The sequence below is a fragment of the Actinomadura spongiicola genome, from assembly GCF_003432485.1.
Taxonomy (GTDB): domain Bacteria; phylum Actinomycetota; class Actinomycetes; order Streptosporangiales; family Streptosporangiaceae; genus Spirillospora; species Spirillospora spongiicola.
Genome location: NZ_QVNQ01000005.1, coordinates 617,399 through 639,278 on the forward strand (window position 1 = coordinate 617,399; position 21,880 = coordinate 639,278).

The 21,880-nt window shown below is 72.3% G+C and carries 21 protein-coding genes; 11 read left to right on the forward strand and 10 right to left on the reverse strand.

The features are described 5' to 3' along the window. Nucleotides 1-79: 79 nt before the first annotated feature. Nucleotides 80-664 (forward strand): GTP-binding protein, encoded by a 585-nt coding sequence (locus D0T12_RS19225; protein WP_117400955.1) that lies wholly within the window; start codon nt 80-82, stop codon nt 662-664. On the opposite strand, the gene D0T12_RS19230 is transcribed toward D0T12_RS19225, so the two are convergent. Then, entirely contained in the window at nt 656-1,288 is a 633-nt protein-coding gene (locus D0T12_RS19230; RefSeq protein ID WP_117400956.1) for a TetR/AcrR family transcriptional regulator, read from the reverse strand. The genes D0T12_RS19225 and D0T12_RS19230 overlap by 9 nt on opposite strands. A 71-nt stretch (nt 1,289-1,359) precedes the next feature. Here D0T12_RS19230 and D0T12_RS19235 point away from each other — a divergent pair, with 71 nt between their 5' ends. Then, nucleotides 1,360-2,502, forward strand: coding sequence for an acyl-CoA dehydrogenase family protein (locus tag D0T12_RS19235; RefSeq protein ID WP_117400957.1), 1,143 nt, complete (start codon nt 1,360-1,362; stop codon nt 2,500-2,502). A gap of 37 nt (nt 2,503-2,539) precedes the next feature. Here the strand turns inward: D0T12_RS19235 and D0T12_RS19240 are convergent, their stop codons facing one another. The 3 genes from D0T12_RS19240 to D0T12_RS19250 are packed head-to-tail and all read right to left on the reverse strand — an operon-like array spanning nt 2,540 to nt 6,089. Beyond that, the gene (locus tag D0T12_RS19240; protein ID WP_117400958.1) at nt 2,540-3,598 is read right to left on the reverse strand and encodes an ABC transporter ATP-binding protein; all 1,059 of its coding nucleotides are present in this window, start codon (nt 3,596-3,598) and stop codon (nt 2,540-2,542) included. Next, the gene (locus D0T12_RS19245) at nt 3,595-5,106 is read right to left on the reverse strand and encodes an ABC transporter permease (protein ID WP_117400959.1); all 1,512 of its coding nucleotides are present in this window, start codon (nt 5,104-5,106) and stop codon (nt 3,595-3,597) included. The genes D0T12_RS19240 and D0T12_RS19245 overlap by 4 nt, the downstream gene beginning before the upstream one ends. A gap of 5 nt (nt 5,107-5,111) precedes the next feature. Next, nucleotides 5,112-6,089, reverse strand: a complete 978-nt coding sequence (locus D0T12_RS19250) for an iron ABC transporter substrate-binding protein (protein ID WP_233526162.1) — start codon at nt 6,087-6,089, stop codon at nt 5,112-5,114. Between the two features lie 106 nt (nt 6,090-6,195). Between D0T12_RS19250 and D0T12_RS19255 the strand changes: the two genes are divergently transcribed. From D0T12_RS19255 to D0T12_RS19270, 4 genes are read left to right on the forward strand one after another with little or no spacing between them, the layout of a single operon-like run. Beyond that, nucleotides 6,196-8,691, forward strand: coding sequence for a non-ribosomal peptide synthetase (locus D0T12_RS19255; protein WP_199487544.1), 2,496 nt, complete (start codon nt 6,196-6,198; stop codon nt 8,689-8,691). Between the two features lie 45 nt (nt 8,692-8,736). Next, the gene (locus D0T12_RS19260) at nt 8,737-9,576 is read left to right on the forward strand and encodes a 4Fe-4S dicluster domain-containing protein (protein WP_117400962.1); all 840 of its coding nucleotides are present in this window, start codon (nt 8,737-8,739) and stop codon (nt 9,574-9,576) included. Further along, on the forward strand, nt 9,573-10,574 hold the full coding sequence (gene nrfD / locus D0T12_RS19265; RefSeq protein ID WP_117400963.1) for an NrfD/PsrC family molybdoenzyme membrane anchor subunit: 1,002 nt from the start codon (nt 9,573-9,575) through the stop codon (nt 10,572-10,574). The genes D0T12_RS19260 and nrfD overlap by 4 nt, the downstream gene beginning before the upstream one ends. Nucleotides 10,575-10,614: 40 nt before the next feature. Further along, entirely contained in the window at nt 10,615-11,208 is a 594-nt protein-coding gene (locus tag D0T12_RS19270) for a TetR/AcrR family transcriptional regulator (RefSeq protein WP_233526163.1), read from the forward strand. Here the strand turns inward: D0T12_RS19270 and D0T12_RS19275 are convergent, their stop codons facing one another. Continuing rightward, on the reverse strand, nt 11,209-11,736 hold the full coding sequence (locus D0T12_RS19275) for a DoxX family protein (RefSeq protein WP_117400965.1): 528 nt from the start codon (nt 11,734-11,736) through the stop codon (nt 11,209-11,211). Nucleotides 11,737-11,902: 166 nt separating this feature from the next. Between D0T12_RS19275 and D0T12_RS19280 the strand changes: the two genes are divergently transcribed. Both D0T12_RS19280 and qcrB read left to right on the forward strand, forming a co-directional pair. Then, the gene (locus tag D0T12_RS19280; protein ID WP_117400966.1) at nt 11,903-12,541 is read left to right on the forward strand and encodes an IDEAL domain-containing protein; all 639 of its coding nucleotides are present in this window, start codon (nt 11,903-11,905) and stop codon (nt 12,539-12,541) included. A 116-nt stretch (nt 12,542-12,657) separates the two neighbouring features. Further along, on the forward strand, nt 12,658-14,352 hold the full coding sequence (gene qcrB, locus D0T12_RS19285; RefSeq protein WP_117401125.1) for a cytochrome bc1 complex cytochrome b subunit: 1,695 nt from the start codon (nt 12,658-12,660) through the stop codon (nt 14,350-14,352). A 2-nt stretch (nt 14,353-14,354) separates the two neighbouring features. Here qcrB and D0T12_RS19290 read toward each other — a convergent pair whose 3' ends face one another. After that, a complete protein-coding gene (locus D0T12_RS19290) occupies nt 14,355-14,915 on the reverse strand; it encodes a TetR/AcrR family transcriptional regulator (RefSeq protein ID WP_117400967.1) in 561 nt (186 codons plus the stop codon). A gap of 89 nt (nt 14,916-15,004) precedes the next feature. Between D0T12_RS19290 and D0T12_RS19295 the strand changes: the two genes are divergently transcribed. Next, nucleotides 15,005-15,391, forward strand: a complete 387-nt coding sequence (locus tag D0T12_RS19295; protein WP_117401126.1) for a DUF3291 domain-containing protein — start codon at nt 15,005-15,007, stop codon at nt 15,389-15,391. A gap of 28 nt (nt 15,392-15,419) precedes the next feature. Here D0T12_RS19295 and D0T12_RS19300 read toward each other — a convergent pair whose 3' ends face one another. The 4 genes from D0T12_RS19300 to D0T12_RS19315 form a co-directional block, all read right to left on the reverse strand. After that, nucleotides 15,420-16,124, reverse strand: coding sequence for a Crp/Fnr family transcriptional regulator (locus D0T12_RS19300; protein WP_233526164.1), 705 nt, complete (start codon nt 16,122-16,124; stop codon nt 15,420-15,422). A gap of 114 nt (nt 16,125-16,238) precedes the next feature. Then, nucleotides 16,239-17,039 carry a DUF427 domain-containing protein gene (locus D0T12_RS19305; protein ID WP_117400968.1) on the reverse strand — a complete coding sequence of 267 codons (801 nt, stop codon included), beginning with the start codon at nt 17,037-17,039 and terminating at the stop codon, nt 16,239-16,241. 28 nt (nt 17,040-17,067) lie between these two features. Further along, nucleotides 17,068-18,423, reverse strand: a complete 1,356-nt coding sequence (locus tag D0T12_RS19310) for an erythromycin esterase family protein (protein WP_233526165.1) — start codon at nt 18,421-18,423, stop codon at nt 17,068-17,070. 239 nt (nt 18,424-18,662) lie between these two features. Next, nucleotides 18,663-19,637 carry an AraC-like ligand-binding domain-containing protein gene (locus tag D0T12_RS19315; RefSeq protein WP_117400970.1) on the reverse strand — a complete coding sequence of 325 codons (975 nt, stop codon included), beginning with the start codon at nt 19,635-19,637 and terminating at the stop codon, nt 18,663-18,665. A 261-nt stretch (nt 19,638-19,898) separates the two neighbouring features. Between D0T12_RS19315 and D0T12_RS19320 the strand changes: the two genes are divergently transcribed. Together D0T12_RS19320 and D0T12_RS19325 are read left to right on the forward strand one after the other, a co-directional pair. Beyond that, nucleotides 19,899-20,552, forward strand: coding sequence for a dioxygenase family protein (locus D0T12_RS19320; protein WP_117400971.1), 654 nt, complete (start codon nt 19,899-19,901; stop codon nt 20,550-20,552). A 188-nt stretch (nt 20,553-20,740) separates the two neighbouring features. Then, complete coding sequence (locus tag D0T12_RS19325) at nt 20,741-21,868, forward strand: DUF2637 domain-containing protein (RefSeq protein ID WP_158581540.1); 1,128 nt, start codon at nt 20,741-20,743, stop codon at nt 21,866-21,868. Nucleotides 21,869-21,880: the final 12 nt, after the last annotated feature.

Genomic DNA, 21,880 nt, shown 5'->3' on the forward strand with positions numbered 1-21,880 from the left:
CTGGGAACCCGCTCCCGCTCCCGCTCCCGCTCCCCCTCGTACTTCCGCTCCCGCTCCCGGACACGACGTCCCGGCGTCCATGGCGCCGTCCCCGGCACCGTACGCGCCGGACGCCGACGTCCCGCTGCACACGTTGAAGATCCTGGTGGCCGGTGGCTTCGGGGTCGGCAAGACCACGCTCGTCGGCTCGGTGAGCGAGATCCGCCCGCTGCGCACGGAGGAGGCCCTCACCGACGTGTCCGTCGGCGTCGACGACCTCGGCGGCGTGGAACGCAAGACCACCACGACCGTCGCCATGGACTTCGGGCGGCTGACGTTCTCCGGCGGCGTCCGGCTGTACCTGTTCGGGACGCCCGGTCAGGAGCGGTTCTGGTTCATGTGGGACCAGATCTCCTACGGCGCGGTCGGCGCGATCGTCCTGGTCGACACGCGGCGGCTCACCTCGAGCTTCGCCTCCATCGACTTCTTCGAACAGCGGCGGATCCCGTTCGTCGTGGCCGCCAACGTGTTCGACGGCGCCCGCCGCTACCACGCCGAGCAGATCCGCGAGGCGCTCGACGTCGACCCGAACGTCCCGGTGCTGCTGTGCGACGTGCGCCAGCGGGAGTCGGCGAAGGGCATCCTCGTCGCGCTGGTCGAGCACGCGCTCCGGTCGTCACGCTGACGGCGCGGTGTCCCGCGCGGTGTCCGGCACGGGCCCGGCGGACATGCCGGCGACGATCAGGGACGCGAGCGCGGCGTAGGCGGCGGAGTCGTCCAGGCCCGTCCGCGCCCTGATCTCGCCCCGGTGGATCGACTCCATGACCTGTCCCGCGACGGCGCCGACGAACACGGGGTCGACCCCGTCCGACGCCTCCCGGACGAGGCCCCGCACGCGATCGACGGCGAGCCGCGTGTTGCGCCGGTACACCTCGCGGGCGGGCGCGAACGCGTCCAGGTCGGCGAAGAACGCGGGCGACGCGGCGGCGAGCTCGCCGGAGATCGCGTTCAGGTAGGCGCCGACGCGTTCCCGCGGGTCGGCGTCCGCGCTCGCCTCCAGCGCGGCCTCCACGCGCTCGGTCGCCCGGCGGAAGAACGCGCGGACGACGGTCACGACGATCTGCTCCCTGCTGGCCGCGACGCGGTACAGGGTGCTCTTGGAGCAGCGGAGGGCGGCGGCCAGCTCCGCGACGCTCAGATCGGCGAAGCCCCGGTCGAGGAACACGTCGATGAGCCGTTCGATCAGCGCCTCGCGCCGCCGCGAGGCGCGGGTGGCGCGCGTCCGGAGGCGCTCGTCCACGGAGGTCATGGCCGCGACGGTACCAAAACCGGTTCTCCAGTACCGTACTTGGTACTTTGGTGTCCGCGAAAGGAGTCGCCATGCCCGCCACCCGGAACCTGCCCACCCCCGAGTCCGCGGATCTCATCGCCCTCACCCGTGAGATCGCGGCGAAGGAGCTGGCGCCGCGGGCGGCGGACGCCGAACGCACCGGCACGTTCCCGCGCGAGGTGTTCACCACGCTGGGCCGGGCGGGGCTGCTGACGCTGCCGTTCCCGGAGGAGTTCGGCGGCGGCGACCAGCCGTACGAGATCTACCTCCAGGCCCTTGAGGAGATCGGCGCGGCCTGGGCCAGCGTCGGCGTGGGCGTCAGCGTGCACGCGCTGTCCTGCTTCCCGCTGTTCGCCTACGGGACGGACGAGCAGCGCGCCCGCTGGCTTCCGGACCTGCTGTCGGGCGAGCGGCTCGGCGCGTACTGCCTGTCGGAGGCGCACGCGGGGTCCGACGCGGCGGCGATGCGCACGCGGGCCGTCCGGGACGGCGACTCCTACGTCCTGAACGGCGCCAAGGCGTGGACCACCCACGGCGGCCACGCCGACTTCTACACCGTCATGGCCCGCACCTCCGACGACGGCGGGCGCGGCATCACCTGCTTCCACGTGCCCGCCGACACGCCGGGCCTGGAGTTCGACCGGCCCGAGGACAAGATGGGCCTGACGGGCTCGGCGACCGCGACCGTCCGGTTCGTGGACGCGCGGATCCCCGCAGACCACCGCGTCGGCGAGGAGGGGCAGGGCCTGTCGATCGCGCTGGCCGGCCTCGACGCGGGCCGTCTCGGCATCGCCGCCGTCGCCACCGGCCTCGCCCAGGCCGCGCTGGACACGGCCGTCGCGTACGCGAAGGAACGCGAGGCGTTCGGCAAGGCCATCATCGAGCACCAGGGGCTCGCGTTCGTCCTCGCCGACATGGCCGTCGCGGTCACGTCGTCCCGCGCGACGTACCTGTCGGCGGCGCGTCTCAAGGACGCGGGCCGCCCCTACGGCACCGAGGCGGCCGTCGCCAAGCTGCTCGCCACCGACAACGCGATGAAGGTGACCACCGACGCCGTCCAGGTCCTCGGCGGCGCCGGGTACACGCGCGACTTCCCCGTCGAACGGTTCATGCGCGAAGCGAAGGTGATGCAGATCTTCGAGGGCACCAACCAGATCCAACGCCTGGTCATCTCCCGCCACCTCGCCCGATGAGGAGCCTGGCCCGGCCCGTCCATCTGGGGTGGGGGTTTCAGTGTCCGGGCGGTCCGGGGTGGAAGGTGGCACGTCCGGTGAGGTGGACGCCGGTCCGGTCGCCGGGGCGGAGGCGCAGGTCCCCGTCGACCCGGACGTCGACCGGCCGTTCGAGCCCCTCCACGACGAGGGTGATCATGGCGTCGTGCCCGTAGTAGCGCACGTCGGTCACCGTCCCGCCGGGCGCGCCTCCGTCGCCCGCCCCGGTGGATTCGGTGAGCCGTAGCTGTTCGGGGCGCAGGATCACAATGCCGTCGCCGGGGACGTCGGCGGGGGCACACAACTCGACCGGGCCGAGTGCGGTCGTGGCGGTGCCGATCGCGGCGGTTCCCGGCAGGATGACGGCGTCGCCGACGAATCCGGCGACCCAGGGGCTGGCGGGGCGGCGGTACACGTCCTGCGGGGTGCCGCACTGCGCGACTCGCCCTTCATGGATGACCGCGACGAGATCCGCGACGGACAGGGCCTCCTGCTGGTCGTGGGTGACGAGAACGGCCGTGGCGCCGGTCGCGCGCAGGGCGGCGCGTACGTCGGCCCGTACTCCGGCGCGCAGCGCGCTGTCCAGAGCGTTGAACGGCTCGTCGAGCAGGACCAGCGTGGGCTCGGGGGCCAGGGCGCGGGCCAGGGCGACGCGCTGCTGCTGCCCGCCGGACAGCTCGTGCGGCGACCGATCGCCGTATCCGGCCAGGCCCACCAGTTCGAGCATCTCCTCGGCGCGACGGTGGCGTGCCGAGCGGTCGGCGACGCCGTAGGCGACGTTGCGGGCGACGCTCAGGTGGGGGAACAGCGCGCCCTCCTGGGGGACGATGCCGATGCGGCGGCGTTCCGGGGGGACGTGGGTTCCGGGGCCGGTCAGGGTCCGTCCGCCCACGGTGACGGTGCCCGCGTCGGCGCGCAGGAAGCCGGCGACGACGCGGAGCAGGGTGGTCTTCCCGCAGCCCGAGGGGCCGAGCACGGCGGCCAGCGAACCGCTCGGGACGTCCAGGCCGAGCCCGTTCAGAACGGTGGCGTCCGGGCCGTACGCCTTGGTGAGGCCCTTAATGCGCAGGTCGGTCATGGACGCTGCCTTCCGAGAAGGTAGGAGGGTACGGCGGCGAGGAGGATCAGCGCGGCGGCGTAGGGGGCGGCGTCGGCGTAGGACCCGACGCCGGTCTCCGTCCACAGTCTGGTGGCGAGGGTGTCCATGCCGGTCGGACGCAGCAGCAGGGTGGCCGGCAGTTCCTTCATGCAGACCACGAAGGTCAGCGCCGCGCCGGCGGCGACGCCGGGGGCGGCCAGCGGCACGGTCACGCTGCCCAGGACGCGCACGGGCCCGCGGCCGAGAGAGCGGGCGACGTCCTCCAGGACGGGCGGCGCCTGGAGGACGGCGGCGCGCGTGGCGGCGACGGCGACCGGCAGGAAGAGCACAGCGTAGGCGCAGACCAGCAGCGGCAGTTCCTGGTAGACCGGGGCGGCGTACCGGACCGCGAAGAAGACCATGGCCAGCGCGACGGTGATGCCCGGCAGGGCGTGCCCGGCGTAGGCGGCCTGTTCGATCAGCTCGGCGGTCCGTCCCCGATGGCGGGCCGCGAGCACGCCGACGGGAAGGGCGAGCACGGTGGTGAGCGCGGCGCCGGCCGCCGCCACGCCGAGGGTGACGCCCGCGGCTTCCAGGAGCCCGGGCGTGTCCCAGGTGGAGCGGTTCCCGGTGGCCAGCCAGTAGGCGAGCGTGGTCAACGGGAACGCGACGGCGGCCGCGGCGACCGTCGCGCACCAGGCCAGGGCGGGGACCGTGAGCCGGCCGAGCGGCATCGGGACGGCGGGACGCGCGGTCCCGGTGCCGGTCCTGGCGTGCCCGCGCCGCCCGCGGGTCCGGGTCTCCAGGGCGACGAGGGCGATGGTCATCACCACCAGCACGACGCTCAGCGCGGCGGCCGGGGTGCGGTCGAAGCTGGCCTGGTAGGACGTGTAGATGCCGCGCGTGAACGTGTCGTACCGCATCAGTGACACCGCGCCGAAGTCGGACAGGACGTACAGCGCGACGAGGAGCCCGCCGCCGGCCGCGGCCGGGCGGAGTTGCGGAAGCACGACGCGGAGGAAGGTTCGCGCCGACCCCGAACCGAGCGAGCGGGACGTCTCCTCCTGCGCGCGGTCGATGCCCCGGAGCGCGGCGGCCACCGGCAGGTAGACGTAGGGGTAGCTGACGAGGGTCAGCGCCAGCGCCGATCCGGTGAAGCCGGACAGGTCCGGCAGGGCCGACAGCCAGGCGAAGGCGGCCACGTAGCTGGGCACGGCCAGCGGCAGGGTGGCGATCACCGACCAGGCGCGGGCGCCGGGCAGGGACGTGCGCACGGTGAGCCAGGCCAGCGAGACGCCCAGGACGAGGCAGGCCGCCACCACCGCGCAGGCCAGGGCCAGGCTGCGGCCCAGGAGATGCGCGGTGCCGCCGGTGGTGACGACGCTCCAGGCGAAGCCCGGTCCCCGCTCCAGCGCCCGCACGGCGAGGTAGCCGAGCGGCAGCAGGGCGAAGGCTCCCGCCAGGCACGCCGGAGCGAGCAGACTCCTTGGGGGGCGGGCCGCCGCCATCGGTCTCAGACCATCCCCGCTTCTCGCAGCATCGTCAGGGTCTGCTGGAGCGAGTCGAGCTTTCCGAGGTCGATCTCGGGGGCCTTCAGCGAGTCCAGGGGAGGCAGGCCGGGGACTGTGCCGGCCACGCCGATGGCCATCGGGTACTCCTTGGTCTCGTCGCTGAAGTAGGTCTGCGCTTCCTTCGACAGCAGATAGTCGACGGCCTTGAGGGCGGTCGCCCGGTGCTCGCCGCCCTTGAGCATCCCGACGCCCGCGACGTTGATCAGCGCCCCGGGGTCGCCGCCCGGAAGGTAGTGCAGCTTGGCGGTGACGCCTCCCTCGCCCTTCTCGGCGACCTTCTCGTACCAGTAGTAGTGGTTGATCAGTCCGATCGAGATCTGCCCGGAGTTCACGGCGTCCAGCACGGCGATGTTGTTGTCGTACGCCTTGACTCCGTTGGCCTTCATGCCCTTGAGCCAGTTGCGCGTGGCCTCGTCGCCGTCCAGGACGCGCATGCCGGTGACGAACGCCTGGAAGGAGGCGTTGGTCGGCGCATAGCCGACCTTGCCCCTCCACTCCGGCTTGACGAGGTCGCGCACGGTGTCGGGCGCCTTGGCCACCTGGCCGGGGTGGTAGGCCAGCACGCGGACGCGTCCGGACAGACCGACCCAGTCACCGGCGCTTCCGCGGAACTTCGCGGGCACCTTGTCGAGGGACGGCTGGGGCAGCCTCTCCAGGCGTCCCTCCTTCGCCAGGGCTCCGAGCGCCCCGGCGTCCTGGGACAGGAAGAGGTCCGCCTTGGACTTGGCTCCCTCCTCCAGGATCTGCGCGGCCAGTTCGGCGCTGGAGCCGTACCGCACCTCGACGTCGGTGCCGAGGGACTTCTCCAGCTTCTCCAGCAGCGGCTTCACCAGCCCCTCGTTGCGGCCGGAGTAGATGACGAGACCGGCCTCGCTCCCGAGGCCGCATGCGGTCCCGAGTGAGAGAACGAGGGCCGTCAAGATCAATACGGAAGACAAACGGCGCAGGGGGTGTCGCATGCTTTCCTCGAAGGGGGGATCGAAGAGGGAATTGTCGTTTAGTTTAGCCTTACCTAAGATGCCCAGGGTGAGCAACCCCCACCCCACGGTGTCCGCGGTCGTCCCCTTCGCCCGCGACCTCGCCGCCCACGCCGACCGGACGGCGGTCATCACCGCCGAGGGCGCACTCTCCTACCGCGAACTCGCCGACCGGGTGGCCGCCACCGGGCGGCGGCTCGGCACCGAACGGCGGTTCGTGCTGCTCGGCGGCGCCAACACCGTCGACGCCCTCGTCGTCTATCTGGCGGCGCTGGCGTTCGGGCATCCCGTCCTGCTCGCACCGCACGACCGGCCCGACTTCCCGCGGTCCCTGACCGACGCCTACGACCCGGACGTCGTGGCCTACCCGGACGGGACGCTCGACGAACGACGCACGGGCACCGTGCACACGTTGCACCCCGACCTGGCGCTGCTGCTCAGCACGTCCGGCTCGACGGGCTCACCGAAGCTCGTCCGGCTGTCGCATGAGAACCTGCGCGCCAACGCCGAGTCCATCGCCGTCTCGCTGAACATCCGCCGCGACGACCGCGCCGCCACGACCCTGCCGATCTACTACTGCTACGGCCTGTCGGTCATCAACAGCCACCTCCATCGGGGGGCGGGCCTCGTCCTCACCGACCTCTCGGTGAGCGACGACCGCTTCTGGACGCTGTTCCGCGACGCCCGCGGCACGACGCTCGCGGGCATCCCCTACACCTTCGAACTGCTGGACCGGGTGGGCTTCGCCGACATGCGGCTGCCGGACCTGCGCTGTGTCACCCAGGCCGGCGGACGGCTTCCTCCCGTCCAGGTGGAACGCTACGCGGCGCTCGGGCGGCGGCACGGCTGGAACCTGGTCGTCATGTACGGCCAGACCGAGGCGACCGCCCGCATGGCCTACCTGCCGCCCGACCTGGTCTCCCGCCATCCGGAGGCGATCGGCGTCCCGATCCCGGGCGGCTCCTTCCGGCTGGAGCCGCTGCCGGGCGTCCCCGGCCCCGACACCGGCGAACTCGTGTACACGGGCCCGAACGTCATGCTCGGGTACGCCGAGCACCCCTCCGACCTGGCCCTTGGCCGCACCATCGACGAACTGCGCACCGGCGACGTCGCACGGCGCCTCCCGAACGGGCTGTACCAGATCGTCGGACGCCGCAGCAGGTTCGCCAAGCCGTACGGTCTCAGGATCGACCTCCAGCACGTCGAGGAGACGCTCGCCGGACACGGCCTGAGCGCGTGCTGCGCCGGCGACGACACGGGACTGGTCGTGGCCGTCACGGGCGACAGCGACGCCCGGAGCGTCCGGCGGCTGGTCGCGGCCGAATGCGGCCTGCCCGCCAGGGCGGTCAGCGCGCACGTCCTGCCCGCCCTGCCCCGACACCCCACCGGAAAGCCCGACTACGGTGCCGTGCTCCGGCTGGCCCGCGCCGAACCGCCGCCCACCACGGACCTGTGCCACCTGTTCGCCGAGATCCTGGACCATCCCGGCGTCACCGAGAACGACACCTTCGTGGGCCTCGGGGGCGACTCGCTGTCCTATGTGGAGATGTCGCTGAAACTGGAGGAGGCCCTCGGACCCCTCCCCCCGGACTGGCCTACACGGCGCATCCGTGACCTGCGGCGCCCGGCCCGCGGCGCCAGGCCGCGAACCCTGGAGACGGGCATCGCGCTGCGCGCCACCGCGATCGTCCTCATCGTCGGCTCCCACATCGGCCTGTTCTGGGTTCAGGGCGGGGCGCACGTCCTGCTGGCGGTGGCGGGCCACAACTTCGCCCGCTTCCACCTCACCTCCGCGGGACGGACCGAGCGCCGCCGGCACGTCCTGGGCACCCTGGCCCGGATCGCCGTGCCGAGCGTCGTCTGGATCGTCCTCGCGGCGCTCCTCACCGCCGACTACCACCTGGTCGACGCGCTGCTGCTGAAGAGCGCGACCGGGCACGACAGCAACTATTGGTTCGTCGAGGTGATCGTCTACGTCCTCCTCGCCATGGCCGCGTGGCTCGGCATCCCGGCCGTGGACCTGTGGGAACGGCGCTCGCCTTTTCCCTTCGCCCTCGGCGTTCTGCTGGTCACGCTGGTCGTCCGCTACGACTTCGCCGGGCTCACGCACCTGCCGGACGCGATCACCGCGCTGTGGATGTTCCCCTTCGGCTGGGCCGCGGCGAAGGCGACCGGCGTGGGCCAACGCCTCCTGGTGACCGCGATCGGCCTTGCCACGATCCCCGGATACTTCGGCCCGGGAGAGCAGCTCAGAGAGACCGTCCTCATCATCGGCGTGTGCCTGCTGATCTGGTTCCCGCTCCTGCCGAGCACCGCCTGGCTCAACCGCCTCGCCGCCCTGCTGGCCGCCGGATCGCTCTACGTCTACCTGGTTCACTGGCAGGTCTACCCGCTGCTGGAGGAGCGCTCCGGGATCCTGGCCCTGCTCGCCTCCCTCGCGGCCGGCCTGGCCTACACCGCCGTCGCCACGAGGGCCGTCCGCCACGCGACACGGCGAACCGGCAGGCGACAGCCGCGCGACCAACGGCAGCTCGGCCGGGTGTAGGGAGCGCGCCCGCGGGAAGGCGCACCGTGGACGGAGGTGGTGAGGATGGGGAGTCTGGTCGGACGGAACCTGCTCGCCGACGCCGAACCCGGCACGGCCCCGCGGATGGGGTTCTTCACCGACACGTCGGTGTGCATCGGATGCAAGGCGTGCGAGGTGGCGTGCAAGGAGTGGAACGCCGTGCCCGAGGACGGGCTGGAGTTCACCGGCATGTCCTACGACAACACGCAGGGCCTCGGCGCCGACACCTGGCGGCACGTCGCGTTCATCGAGCAGGACAAGCCCATGGGTCAGGCCGACAGCGACATGCGCTGGCTGATGGCGTCCGACGTCTGCAAGCACTGCACGCGCGCCGGCTGCCTGGACGTCTGCCCGACCGGTTCGCTGTTCCGGACGGAGTTCGGCACCGTCGTCGTCCAGGAGGACATCTGCAACGGGTGCGGGTACTGCATCCCCGCCTGCCCCTACGGCGTCATCGACCAGCGCAAGGGCGACGGGCGCGCGTGGAAGTGCACGATGTGCTACGACCGGATCGGCGTCGGGATGGAACCGGCGTGCGCGAAGGCGTGCCCGACCGACTCCATCCAGTACGGGCCCCTCGACGAACTGCGCGAGCGCGCCGCGATGCGCGTCGACCAGCTGCACGAACTCGGCGTGGACGAGGCACGCCTTTACGGCCACGACCCGGACGACGGTGTCGGCGGCGACGGCGCGTTCTTCCTTCTGCTGGACGAGCCGGAGGTGTACGGGCTGCCGCCCGATCCCGTCGTCACCACGCGCGATCTGCCGTCCATGTGGAGGCACGCTGGAATGGCCGCCGCCACGCTGCTCGGCGGGCTCGCCGCGGTCTTCGCCGTCCACGGCCGCGCGGGAGGCGGACGATGAACGGCCCGGACACAGGCGGGGAGGACATGCGGGAGGCCCGCGTCGGTGAGGGCACGGGGCGCCGCCGCCGTGGGCGGGGCGGGCGGCGGGGCGAGAAGGCGATGGTGCCGGAGGCCGAGTTCACGTCCTACTACGGCAAGCCGATCCTGAACCCGCCCGTCTGGAAGGCGTTCGACGTCGCCGGGTACTTCTTCCTCGGCGGTCTCGCCGGGGCGGGTTCGGTCCTGGCCGCGGGCGCGGGGCTCACCGGGCGTCCCCGCGTCGCGCGGGCGCTGAAGATCTCCTCGCTCGCCGCTCTCGGCGGGTCGACCGCCGCGCTGATCCACGACCTCGGACGGCCCGAGCGGTTCGTCAACATGCTGCGGGTCATGAAGCCGACCTCGCCGATGAGCATGGGCTCGTGGCTGCTGGCCGCCTACGGGCCCGCCGTGGGCGCCGCCGCCGTCCTGGACGTGACCGGATGGTGGCCGCGCCTCGGCCGTGCCGCCACCGCCGGGGCCGCGGCGCTGGGCCCGGCCGTCGCCACCTACACCGCCGTGCTGGCCGCCGACACGGCGGTGCCCGCCTGGCACGAGGCGCACCGAGAACTGCCGTTCGTGTTCGCCGGTTCGGCGACGGCGGCCGCGTCCGGCATGGCGCTGGTCGCGGGCCCGGTCGGCGAGACCGGGCCGATGCGCACCGCGGCGGTACTCGGCACGGCCCTGGAGCTGGCGGCGTCGAAGGCGCTGGAGCGTCGACTCGGGATCGTCGCCGAGGCGTACGCGACAGGACGGGCGGGCCGGCTCCTGCGCGCGGCCGAGATCCTGTCGGTCGCGGGCGCCGCCGGCGCCGTGTTCGGCGGGCGCCGCCGCGCCGTGGCGGCGCTCGGCGGGGCGGCCCTGCTGGCGGGCTCGGCGTGCACCCGCTTCGGCGTGTTCCACGCGGGAACGCAGTCGGCGCGGGACCCCAAGTACACCGTGATTCCACAACGGGAGCGGCTCCGGGCCGCCGCTGGGTAGGCTGGCCCCTCACTGGAGGCGCAGGAGAGGGGCCCTGCCCGTGCCCGGTCAGCCCGCCGAGAGGGCGCGCATCGTCGACGCCGCGTACCGGTGCCTCGCGGAGGCGCGCGGCGCCTCCGTGTCCATCACCGACATCCTGACCGCGGCGGGCCTGTCGACCCGCGCGTTCTACCGGCACTTCGAGTCCAAGGACGCGCTGCTGCTGGCGATGTTCCGCCGGGACAGCACCCGGGTGATGACCGAGCTGCGGGAGCTCGCCGCCTCCGCCGCGTCCCCGGCCGAGGCGCTGACGGCGCTGATCGCGGGGATGCTGGCGATCACCGCGGAGGAGCGCCGCGGGCGGGTCCTCGCGCTCGCCTCCGCCGACACGGCCCGCGCCCGTGGCTACGCCGGGGAGCGGGGACGCGTCACCGCCGAGCAGGAGACGATCATCGCGGAGATCCTCGCGGCGGGACGGGCGGACGGCTCGTTCCCGTGGACGGATCCCGGCCCGGACGCGCGCTTCGTCCGCGCCGCGCTCGGCCAGGCGTTCGACGACCAGATGGCGGGCATGGCGCGTGCCGGGGCCACGGAGACCGCCGCCCAGATCACGGCGTTCGCGCTCCGCGCGCTCGGCGCCCGCCCGGCCCGCTGATCAGCTCTGCGGCTCCTTCGACGGGCGCCAGAAGACCGCCAGGAGCAGCGCGCCGCCGAGCCCGCCCGCCAGCGCGGTGATCGCAAGGCCGACCCGACCGGACAGGTCGTCCGCCACCCCGAGCGCGCGGTCGGCGGACACCGCGCCGCCGCCGAGCGCCCCCAGCGCGCACGCCACCAAGATGATCATCAGGACGTACTCGTAGCCCTGGCCGGGGCGGAAGATGAAGAAGCCGTTGCGCAGGTGCGCGGTGATGAACGCGACCAGCATCGTGCCGACCGCGCCCGCCGCCGCGAGCGGGGTGAGGAGCCCGAGGAGCAGCAGGACGCCCGCGCCGAGTTCGGTGCCGGTGGCCATCAGCGCGTGCAGTTTCCCGGGCCGCAGCCCCATCGACTCGAACCAGCCCGCCGTGCCCTCGATCCGGCCCCCGCCGAACGCGTGGTTCCAGCCGTGGGCGACCAGCGTGCCGCCCACGGAGACCCGCAGGATGAGGGAGGCGATGTCGACGCCCACCGCGTCCACGGCCATGCGCGGCCCCTTTCCGCCCGGAAAACGATCCCCGCCAACGTACCGCCCGCATACTCCTCGCGCGGTGGGGCAGATCACAGGAGACAAGCTCCGGATCGCGTCACATTCCGCACGCCCGATCCATCTCCATGGTGGGGGTGCCGGTCGGGAGAGCTTGGGAGGCGGCATGGGCGAGCCACGGCGGTTCGACCTCACGATGCTGTACGCGACCTACGACGCGTTCCGGCGCGACACGGCCCGGATGGAGGCCGCGGCGGGGGCGGACGGCGCGCTCGCCGGTATGGCGGTCGCGAACAGCTGGTGCCTGTTCACCTCTCACTGGCGCGTCCAGGACATCGCCGAGAAACGCGCCCTCTGGACGGTGATGTACGCGACGGAGGCGGGCTCTCCGGGGCCCGTCGGAGCCGCCCTCGACGCCATGGCGTTGCGGGCGTTGCGGGTCGTCCCGCTGATGGACGCGGTCGACGCGGCGCTGGAGCGGCGCGACCGTGACCTGTTCGCCCGGTACGCGCGGGAGCTGCGCGCGGCGGTGGGCGCGCTGCTCGACTTCAAGGAGTCGGACGTCCTGCCGCTGATCTCGTCCACGCTCACGCCGTACGAGTGGGGGACGTTCGACGTCGAGTTCCGGCGCGAGCTCGGCGTCCGGAGCCTCGGCGTCTTCCTGCCGTGGCTGCTGGACGACGCGCCCGAGGCCACCCGCCGCTCGGTGCTGCGGCTGCTGCCGCCGCCGATCCGGCTCGTCTACCGGACGAGCTGGCGGCCCCGCTACCGGCGCCGCAGCAGGGGCGCCGTGCCCGCCTGCTGAGACCGTCCGTCCGCGTGTGATCCGCTCCACAACGACCGGATGTCACATTCCTCCGCCTTCGTCGGTCTTATCCGCAGAGGCGTCGATTTCCATGTGGCGAGGAGAGGGACGTGACGATGGCGGGGAGTTCGGGTGCCGTCAGCGGTACGGGAGGGCGCGGGCGGGCGTCGGGGAAGCCGCCCCGGGCGGTGGACGCCTCGGCGCGGGCCCTCGACGAGCGGTTCGGCACGACCGGCTTCCTGCGCAAGTCCATGCGCAAGGCGTTCCCGGACCAGTGGAGCTTCCTGCTGGGCGAGATCGCCATGTACTCGTTCGTGATCATCCTGCTCACCGGGGTGTTCCTCACGCTGTTCTTCAAGCCGAGCATGCACGAGGTGATCTACGACGGCTCGTACACGAAGCTGAAGGGCGTGGCGATGAGCGAGGCGTACGCCTCCACGCTCAAGATCAGCTTCGATGTGCGGGGCGGGCTGCTCGTCCGGCAGATGCACCACTGGGCGACGCTCATCTTCATGGCGGCGATCCTCGTCCACCTACTGCGTAACTTCTTCACCGGCGCGTTCCGCAAGCCGCGCGAGCTGAACTGGCTGATCGGCCTCGTCATGCTCGTGCTCGTCATGTTCAACGGGCTGTTCGGCTACTCCCTGCCGGACGACCTGCTGTCCGGCACCGGGCTGCGGGTCCTGGAGGGCGTCACGCTGTCCGTCCCGCTCGTCGGCACCTACCTGGTGATGTTCCTGTTCGGCGGCGAGTTCCCCGGCACCGACATCATCCCCCGGCTGTACGTGATCCACGTCCTGCTGATCCCGGGGATCCTGGCCGCGCTGATCCCGTTGCACGCGATCGTGCTGACCTGGCGGCAGACGCACACCCAGTTCCCGGGCAAGGGCAGCTCGAACACGACCGTTCGCGGCTACCCGTTCTTCCCCGTCTTCATCGGCAAGACCACCGCTTTCTTCCTGTGGGTGCTGGGGGTCTCGACGCTGCTGGCGGCGTTCGTCCAGATCAACCCCGTCTGGTTGTACGGGCCGTACGACCCGGGCGCGATCAGCTCCGGGTCGCAGCCCGACTGGTACATGGGCTGGCTGGAGGGCGGGCTGCGGATCATGCCCGCCTGGGAGATCGACGTGTTGGGGCACACGATCTCGCTCAGCGTGGCGATTCCCGGGCTGGTGGTCCTCGGGCTGCTGATCGGCGGGCTCGCCGCGTATCCGTTCCTGGAGCGCTGGGTGACCGGGGACCACGAGACCCACCATCTGCTCGACCGGCCCCGGGACGTCCCGGCGCGCACCGGGCTCGGCGTCGCCGGGGTCGTGTTCTACGGGGTGCTGTGGCTGGCGGGCGGCAACGACGTCATCGCCGAGCGGTTCCACATCTCGCTGTACTGGACGACATGGATCTTCCGTGGCCTGGTGATCCTCGGGCCGGTCCTCGGCTACGTCATCGCCTACCGCATCTGCCTGGGGCTGCAACGCCGCGACCTCGGCATCGCCGAGCACGGGCTGGAGACCGGCACCATCCGCATGTCGCCGGAGGGCCGGTTCAGCGAGGTCGAACGGCCCATGTCGGACGAGGAGATCGCCGCGATCACCGATCCGCGCCCGCCGGTGGCGGTCCCGCTGGACGTGCCGCCGCCCGTCGAGGGCGTCGAGAGCCCGCGCGCCCGCCGCGGGGCGCAGCGGGTGCGCGCCGCCCTCAACCGCCGGTTCCGGGCGGACCTGGTCGCCGTGCCCGAACGGCACCCGGCACGGGACGCCGACGATGGGAGGCGTGCGATCAACGGCTCCGACTCCGGCTCAGGCTCCGGCTGATCTCAGCGCTCGAACAGGCGGCCGATGACGGGACGGGCCAGGGTCACCGGATCGTCGCCCGGATCAGCGGGGATGGCGCCGCTCAGCCAGAGATGCGCGAAGCCGTGGACGATCGACCACGCGGCGAGCCGGGCGGTCCGCTCGTCCTCGGGGGCGCCCGGTGAGGCGTCGTGGACGAGCCGCGCGAGGACCCGGTCGGCGCGGGCGCGGGCGGCGGCGACGTCCGGGTCGTCGGTCCGGTAGAGCGCGGGGGTGAACATGACCTCGAAGTACGCGCGGTTGTCGACGGCGAAGCGGATGTAGGCGAGGCCGACCTCGTGGAGGTCGTCGCCCCCGGCTTCGAGCGCGTCCGCGAACCGGGTGTAGCCCGCGGCGGCGACGGCGGTCAGCACGCCCGCCTTGTCGCCGAAGTGGTGGGCGGGCGCCGCGTGGGAGACACCGGCGCGGCGGGCCAGCTCACGCAGGCTCCAGGCGGCCGGGCCCCGCTCGGCGATCGCCTCGACGGCGGCCTCCAGAACGGCCCTGCGCAGGTCGCCGTGATGGTAGCTCGACTGGTCGGTCATGCCGGAGATCCTATCTTGTCATTGACAAGTCGCCCTTCGATCCGGCAATCTAGCCAGTGACAAGATTGCTGCGCGAGATGGGGGCCGTCATGCCGACACTGCCATGGACCACGCTGATCGAGGACGAACCGGAGACCAAGGTGCTGGTCATGGCCTCCCGGCTCGAGGTGCGGTCGCTGCGCCACGTGCCGGGGTTCCTCCGCGCCTCGCTCCTGCTGCTACGGCAGGCCCGCCGCGCGGACGGCGCGCACGGTGTCGCGTTGAAGGCCGAACCGTTCAAGCGGACGTTCTGGACGCTCTCCGCGTGGAGCGACAGGAAGTCCCTGGCCGCCTACTCCAACGCCGAACCGCACGCGTCCACCATGCGCCGCCAGCGCGCGGTGATGCGCGACTCCGCGTTCGTGTTCTGGGAGGCCACGGCCGCCGACCTGCCGATCGACTGGGCCGAGGCGCGGCGGCGGCTCGCCGAGTCGTGAACCCGGGCCGGTCGACGCGGGCGGGTGGTCAGTCGGGCTCCTTGGCGAACTCGCGCAGGCCCGGCAGGTCCATGATGACGATCTTGCGCCAGCCGGTTCTGATCAGCCCCCGGCCGCGCAGGCCGTTGAGGGCGCGGGCGACCGTCTCCCGGGACGCGTCCATCCAGCTGCCGAGCTCCTCCTGCGACAGCGGCGGGCCGATCTCGATCGACCCGTCCGGCGCGGGCGGGGCGTGCAGGGCCGACAGCTCCGCCAGGTCGGTCAGGAGCGCGGCGAGCCGCTGCGGGCCGCGGCTGCTCATCTGGGCCGTCAGCCGCCGGTCGGAGTCGTCGAGGCGCTGCACGAAGGTGCTCGTGACGAGCATCCACACGTCCGGGTGCTCGTCCAGGAAACCGGTGAAGCGCGCGGCGGACACCACCAGCCCGCGGACGGGCGACAGCGCCGTCACCGTCGCCGACCGGGTCCGGCCGCCGAGCACCGCGCTCTCGGCGATCAGGTCGCCGGGGCCGCGCACGGCCAGCACCACGTCATGGCCGTCCTCGGTCGCCGAGGTCACCTTCGCCCAGCCCCGCTCCATGATGATCACATGGTCGGACTCGTCCCCCTGGTACACCAGGGGCGTCTTCACCGGGTACTGCCGGGGCCGCGCCGCCCGGCGCAGCGCGGCCCGCTGCGCCGGATCGAGCACGGCCCAGAAACCCGGACGCGGGGAGGACGCCGCGTACGGTGGCACCAGCCCGCCTCCCTTGCGTGTGGCTTGACAGCACAGTAACCCGAAGTCGTCACTCGGGCACGATGATGACGGACGGTGCGTCCGCAACCGGTCCGGGCCGTGGAACCGGCGCGCTCACCGGCCGGGCGGCGGGGCGGTCCCGAGCGCCGTCTCGATGGTCAGGGCCTCGTGGTCGAAGGACAGATGGCCGGCGATCTTGGCGGCGTCCACGAGGGGCTCCTCGTACGACCACGCGGCGTCCTCCGCGCCGTCCAGCGACCAGTACGTCGCCTCCCCCTTGTAGGGGCACACGGTCCGTTTCGGGCTTTCGCGCAGCAGGTCGCGGCGCACGTCGGCGGCCGGGATGTAGAGCCGGTTCGGCAGCCCCGTCTCCGACAGCAGCATCGCCCGCTCGGTCTCGGCGACGACCTCGCCGTCCAGCAGCACGCGGACGCGCCGGGACGTGGCGCGGGCGTCGACGCGGTGGAACGGGTCGCGCAGGTGGCCGCGAACCTCCTCGTCCTCGTCGTACCAGGCGTCCATCGGTTTCCAGTAGAACGCCAGACGGCCGCGCAGCCACGCCGACTCCGGCTTCGGCTCCGGGTACGCCCAAACGGCGTTCTCGGCGGTCCGGTCGCCGACGCGGATCGTCCAGTACGCGGCGTCGCCCTTGAACGGGCAGTGCGTCGTCCGGTCGGTCCGCTCCAGCAGGTCGGTTCGCACGTCCGCCTCCGGGACGTACAGGACGGGCAGCAGTCCCGTCTCGTGCAGCAGCTTCCCCCGCTCGGTGTCCAGGACGGTCTCCCCCGCGAACACCGCGCGGACACGGCGCGGGAAGTCGTGCATGAACAACCGGTGCCGCGGACCGTCGATGGTGAAGTTGACCTCGTCTCCCGGCGAGCCCGCGAGCGGTCCCGGCCGCATGGTCAGCGACATTCCGTGTCTCCCGTGTTCTCGTGTGGTCTCAGACTCCTGTGGGCATCGTCTCCAGTTCACCACGGCGCGCCGCCTCCAGATGCAGCGGCTGCAGCGCGGAGGTGGCACGGAACCAGCACAGCGCGTCGTACCGGTCGGCCAGCCTGGTCGGGACGTAGTGGCGCCGGTCCGCGTCCGGGTCGTAGACCACGCCGATCGCGCGGTGCCCGAGCGTCCGGGTGAGGAACGCGGGCTTGTCCTCCTCGGGCGGCACGACGAACAGGCCGCGGTGCAGCTCCGACTCGGCCAGCACCGCCTCCAGCGACCCGTGGACCGGCGGCGGGGCGTGCATGACCTCCATCGGGGCGCCCCAGCGCGGCGCGGCGATCATCTCACCGGGCCCGCCCGCGAAGCCGACCACGACGACCTGGTCGCGGCCGTGCTCGTCCCGGCCGTGCCGTTCCCGCGCGAGCTGACCGAGGTTGACCATCCCGGCCGCGGCCATGTCCGTCGCCCGCGCGTCGCCCACGTGCGTGTTGTGCGCCCACACGACGGCCCTGCCCGGCCCGGCCGGCGAGGCGTGGAACTCCATGAGCCGGTCGAGGGTGTCGGCCATGTGCACGTCCCGGACGTTCCACGACTCCGGCCCGCCGCCGATCATGGCGCGGTAGTAGCGTTCGGCGCCCGCGGCGACCTCGGCGTTCTGCCGGGCGTCGAACTCCGCCATCGGATCTCCGGTTCCGCCGCGGCCCGTCCGGGGCGCCACGGGACGGCGGAGCCTGGTCAGCAACGCCAGGATCTCCTCCTCGCAGCCGCGCGGCACCAGGCCGGTGTTCCAGCCGTAGGCCTGCGGATCCGCGCCGTGCGGCTCGAAGCAGCGGTAGGCCTCCAGCGCCGTCGCGAGATACTCCGGGCGGTGCTCCGCCAGGTAGTCGATGACGGCCCGGAGCGACTCCCACAGGCTGTAGACGTCCAGCCCGTAGAATCCGGTCCGCTCCCCCGGCGGCAGGCCGGCGTTGCGGTCGCGCAACCAGCGGCAGAACTTGACGGTCTCCTCGTTGGCCCACATCCACGTCGGCCACCGCTCGTAGGCGTCGAGCGCGGCTCGCGGGTCGTCGGCCGAGCCGGGCGCGAGCGTCACCGACCGGCCCACCCGCCGGCAGTCCGGCCAGTCGCCCTCGACCGCGACGATCGAGAACCCGCGTTCGGCGACCAGGCGCCGGGTGAGCGCGGCCCGCCACGCGTAGTACTCGTGCGTCCCGTGGCTGGCCTCGCCGATCAGGACGCAGCGGGCCGTGCCGATCCGGTCCATGAGCGGGCCGAGGTCATCCTCGTACTCCAACGGCAGCGCGGCCCCGACCACCTCACCGGCCATGCCGTCCCCGGGACCTCCTGGGCGTGGCATCGGCGCACCCCCCTTCGTCGTCGTCCTCCCCGCGTTCCCCGGATCGGCCGATCGATGCAGCCGACCCGGGGGGGTTCGCGACGGATCCGGAAGGGGGTGAAAAGGGGTCTAGGGCCCGTCTCGACGTGGCCTCAGCCCCGCACGCGAACGCGTGACCCGCCCGGTGCCGCTCGCCCCAGGAACGGTCACGTAGCGAGCCGCCAGGCGAGCGCAGTGGGCCGGGACTGTAGTTAACACAGCTAGACGTCCCGCAGGATCCCGGTGGTGGCGGCGCGGTACGCGGTGGGCGTCACGCCGTAGGCGGCGCGGAAGGCGCGGCTGAAGGCCGCGGCGTCGGGCAGCCCCCAGCGGTTGGCGATGGCGCCGATCCGCTGGGTGCCGAGGAACGGGTCGCCGAGTTCGCGGCGACAGTGTTCGAGGCGGCGGGTGCGGACGTAGCGGGCGACGGTCGTGCCCGCGGGCTGGAACACCCGGTACAGCTGCCGGACGGAGATGTGGTGCGCCTCGGCGATCGTGGCCGGGGACAGCGCGGGGTCGTGCAGCCTCGCCTCGATCCACTCCTTGATGGCGCGCAGCATCTCGGCTCCCTCCGGGGACGGGGTCGGAGGGGCGCCCAGCCATTCGCTGGCCGCCCCGGTCACCAGCTCGACGATGGCGCCGCCGAGGTGGTGGGCGTAGGGCTCGTCGGCGGCGGCGCCGTCGGTGTCGCCGTCCTCGGCGAGGGCGCCGAGCAGCGAGGAGACCAGCCTTCCGTGTCGGGACTGCTCGGCGAGCAGGATGCCGCCGAAGGCGGCGAGGCGCTCGGGCGGGAGCGGGACGGCACGGTGCGGGATCACGACGGTGAAGATGTGGTGCGCGTCGAAACAGATCTCGACCGGGCGGGTGAGGTCGTAGAACACCACGTCGCCGACGCCGACGCGGGTGTGGCGGCCGTTCTGTCGCAGTACGAACGAGCCGCGCAGGACGAGCCCGAGCTTGTAGCACTCCCTGGTGTCGTGGGCGATCTGGCGGGCGCTGCGGCGCACCATGTGCGCCGGGGCGTACACGTCTCCGGCCTCGACGGGGCCGAACGTGCGGGCGGACAGCCGCGCGGTGAAGGGACCGGGGAGCCGCGGCTGGATATGGAAAGGACCGAACGCCGAGTTGATCAGGTGACGCCAGTAATCGGCCTGATCTTGGGCAGCATGATCCGAGGTGTCAGCGAGCGTAGGCATGACGCTCCTCCGAGGTTGGCGGGCGGGGGGTCTCGGACGCCAACCGCCAGGTTTCTACGGAGCGTCGTGAAGGTCAATGAGCGAGTCGGCACGACGCTGGCGGCGGGCTTTGTCACTCGACGCCAAATGTCGGGCAGGGAAACCCAAGACCCGCCCCATCTGACCGGCTTATACATGTCGCGACGCACTCCCTGGGAGCCCCCGCAATCCGGTGACCGGAAGATCCCGGTCCACCGGACGATCTCGAGAGGAAATCCCCCCATGCCAGAGGACGAGCAGGAACAGCTGCAATCGGGCATCAGCCGCAAGAACTTCATCGTCGCAGCGGGCATCGGCGCGCTGGCGGTCCCCACCGCCGTGTCCGTGGCGACGTCGGCCCAGGCTGACACCCGCACCCCGCCGCGGAAGCTGGAGCTGACGCCGAAGTGCACCGACGGCGATGACGACCCCACCCCGCCGCAGACCGAGGGCCCGTACTTCAGCCCCGGTTCGCCAGAGCGCAAGGACATCAGGTCCGGCAAGCCGGGAACCCTGCTCACCGTGAGCGGGATCGTGTACTCCCTGGACTGCAAGCCGGTGGCCCGCGCGCTGCTCGACTTCTGGCAGGCAGACAACGCAGGTGTCTACGACAACCGCGGGTACATCTTCCGTGGGCACCAGTACACGGACGAGCAGGGTCGTTACACCCTGACGACGATCGTGCCCGGCCTGTACCCGGGACGTACCCGCCACATCCACGTCAAGGTCCAGGCGCCGGGCGCGCGGATCCTGACGACGCAGATGTACTTCCCGAACGAGCCGCGCAACCAGACCGACACGATCTACGACCCGCGGTTGCTGATGAAGATGGGTACCGACCAGAACGGCCGGACCGGGAACCTGGACTTCGTCGTCCGCACCGCGCGGCGGTGGTGACGACCCAGGTTCCGTAGCTCCCGCGGAATCCCAGTCCCCGCCCGGGCACCGGCGCGCCCCGGCGGGGACATCCGCATGCCCGGACACGACCGTGAACTGCTCGAAATCCCCCACGGACCGTCAAAGGAATGGATAGTCTCCCAGCGATCACTCTTGGTTGTGTAAGGAAATCTGGGAGCACACGCGGCATGAGCGCTGCCAACCGGGCACAGGTCATCACACGGTGGGGGGCCATCGCCTTCATGGCGGCCGCGGTCCTGACGGCCACCGCCGGCGGTTTCGCCCAGTCCTACGCCGGTCTCTACCACTGGGCGCTGGAGCACGGGCTGCGGGGCTGGAAGGCCGAGTCGTTCCCCCTGCTGGTCGACCTGTTCATCATCGTCGGGGAACTCGGCCTCTTCCTCCTGGCCGTGGACGCCTTCGTCCTGCGCCGCCGGGCCCTGCTGAGCTGGCTGGACTTCTTCCTGCCGCTGACCATCGCCCTCGCCGGCTGGACCGCCAGCCTGGTCTTCAACGTCGGCCACGTCGGGCACAAGACGTTCTCCTACCAGGCGACAGCCGCCGTCCCGCCGATCGTGTCGATGCTCGGCCTGTTCGTCCTGCTACGGACCCTGCACCGGTACGTGTCGCGGGAGGTCGAGGAGGTGCCGGAGAAGCAGCCGGAGCCGCAGACGCGCGCCATCACCGGGCCCGTCACCCTGAACCAAATCACCCTGTTGCCGCTGCGGAACACCGGCCCGTTCCCGCAGATCCAGGTTCCCGGCCACTCCGGCAAGGTGGCGATCGAGTCGGGCGCTCCGTCCGCCACGGCGAACGCCGCCAACTCAGCCAACGCCGCCAACGCCGCCACGACCCGGCAGGCCCCCGCGAAACCCGAGCACGACCAGGATTCCGGGGAGGCCGTCGCGCCTGCCGCGCCCGTCACGCCGCCCGCGCCCAAGCCGGAACCCGCGCCGGAGCTGGCCGTGGTCAGCGCCGCCGCACGCGGAAGCCTCAACGGCCACGGCACCGCCGTCGAGGAGGCCGTCGCGCCGGCCCCCGACCCGGAGAACCTGCGCGCCCTCGTCATCGAGATCCTCGAACGCCGCCACGGCGACGTCGCCGCGACCCTCGCCGACGTGAGGGCCGAGGGCTACACCTGCGACGAGGCCGACATCCAGCGGATCAGCGACAACCACTGGTTCCCCTACGCGGTGTACCGGCTGCTCGCCAAGCACCACGGAGACGGCGACCTGGTCGCACGGGAGCTGCGGTCGCAGGGGATCCCCTACGACCAGGCCGCGCTGGACGAGCTCGTCCGGTCCTGGCGCGTCTGAACCGCGCCCATC

What these genes read in the sequence shown, in the direction of transcription:
- D0T12_RS19225 (WP_117400955.1), top strand. Translation starts at nt 80, where the DNA reads ATGGCGCCGTCCCCGGCACCGTACGCGCCGGACGCCGACGTCCCGCTG.
- D0T12_RS19230 (WP_117400956.1), bottom strand. Translation starts at nt 1,288, where the DNA reads ATGACCTCCGTGGACGAGCGCCTCCGGACGCGCGCCACCCGCGCCTCG.
- D0T12_RS19235 (WP_117400957.1), top strand. Translation starts at nt 1,360, where the DNA reads ATGCCCGCCACCCGGAACCTGCCCACCCCCGAGTCCGCGGATCTCATC.
- D0T12_RS19240 (WP_117400958.1), bottom strand. Translation starts at nt 3,598, where the DNA reads ATGACCGACCTGCGCATTAAGGGCCTCACCAAGGCGTACGGCCCGGAC.
- D0T12_RS19245 (WP_117400959.1), bottom strand. Translation starts at nt 5,106, where the DNA reads ATGGCGGCGGCCCGCCCCCCAAGGAGTCTGCTCGCTCCGGCGTGCCTG.
- D0T12_RS19260 (WP_117400962.1), top strand. Translation starts at nt 8,737, where the DNA reads ATGGGGAGTCTGGTCGGACGGAACCTGCTCGCCGACGCCGAACCCGGC.
- nrfD (WP_117400963.1), top strand. Translation starts at nt 9,573, where the DNA reads ATGAACGGCCCGGACACAGGCGGGGAGGACATGCGGGAGGCCCGCGTC.
- D0T12_RS19275 (WP_117400965.1), bottom strand. Translation starts at nt 11,736, where the DNA reads ATGGCCGTGGACGCGGTGGGCGTCGACATCGCCTCCCTCATCCTGCGG.
- D0T12_RS19280 (WP_117400966.1), top strand. Translation starts at nt 11,903, where the DNA reads ATGGGCGAGCCACGGCGGTTCGACCTCACGATGCTGTACGCGACCTAC.
- qcrB (WP_117401125.1), top strand. Translation starts at nt 12,658, where the DNA reads ATGGCGGGGAGTTCGGGTGCCGTCAGCGGTACGGGAGGGCGCGGGCGG.
- D0T12_RS19290 (WP_117400967.1), bottom strand. Translation starts at nt 14,915, where the DNA reads ATGACCGACCAGTCGAGCTACCATCACGGCGACCTGCGCAGGGCCGTT.
- D0T12_RS19295 (WP_117401126.1), top strand. Translation starts at nt 15,005, where the DNA reads ATGCCGACACTGCCATGGACCACGCTGATCGAGGACGAACCGGAGACC.
- D0T12_RS19305 (WP_117400968.1), bottom strand. Translation starts at nt 17,039, where the DNA reads ATGTCGCTGACCATGCGGCCGGGACCGCTCGCGGGCTCGCCGGGAGAC.
- D0T12_RS19310 (WP_233526165.1), bottom strand. Translation starts at nt 18,423, where the DNA reads ATGCCACGCCCAGGAGGTCCCGGGGACGGCATGGCCGGTGAGGTGGTC.
- D0T12_RS19315 (WP_117400970.1), bottom strand. Translation starts at nt 19,637, where the DNA reads ATGCCTACGCTCGCTGACACCTCGGATCATGCTGCCCAAGATCAGGCC.
- D0T12_RS19320 (WP_117400971.1), top strand. Translation starts at nt 19,899, where the DNA reads ATGCCAGAGGACGAGCAGGAACAGCTGCAATCGGGCATCAGCCGCAAG.
- D0T12_RS19325 (WP_158581540.1), top strand. Translation starts at nt 20,741, where the DNA reads ATGAGCGCTGCCAACCGGGCACAGGTCATCACACGGTGGGGGGCCATC.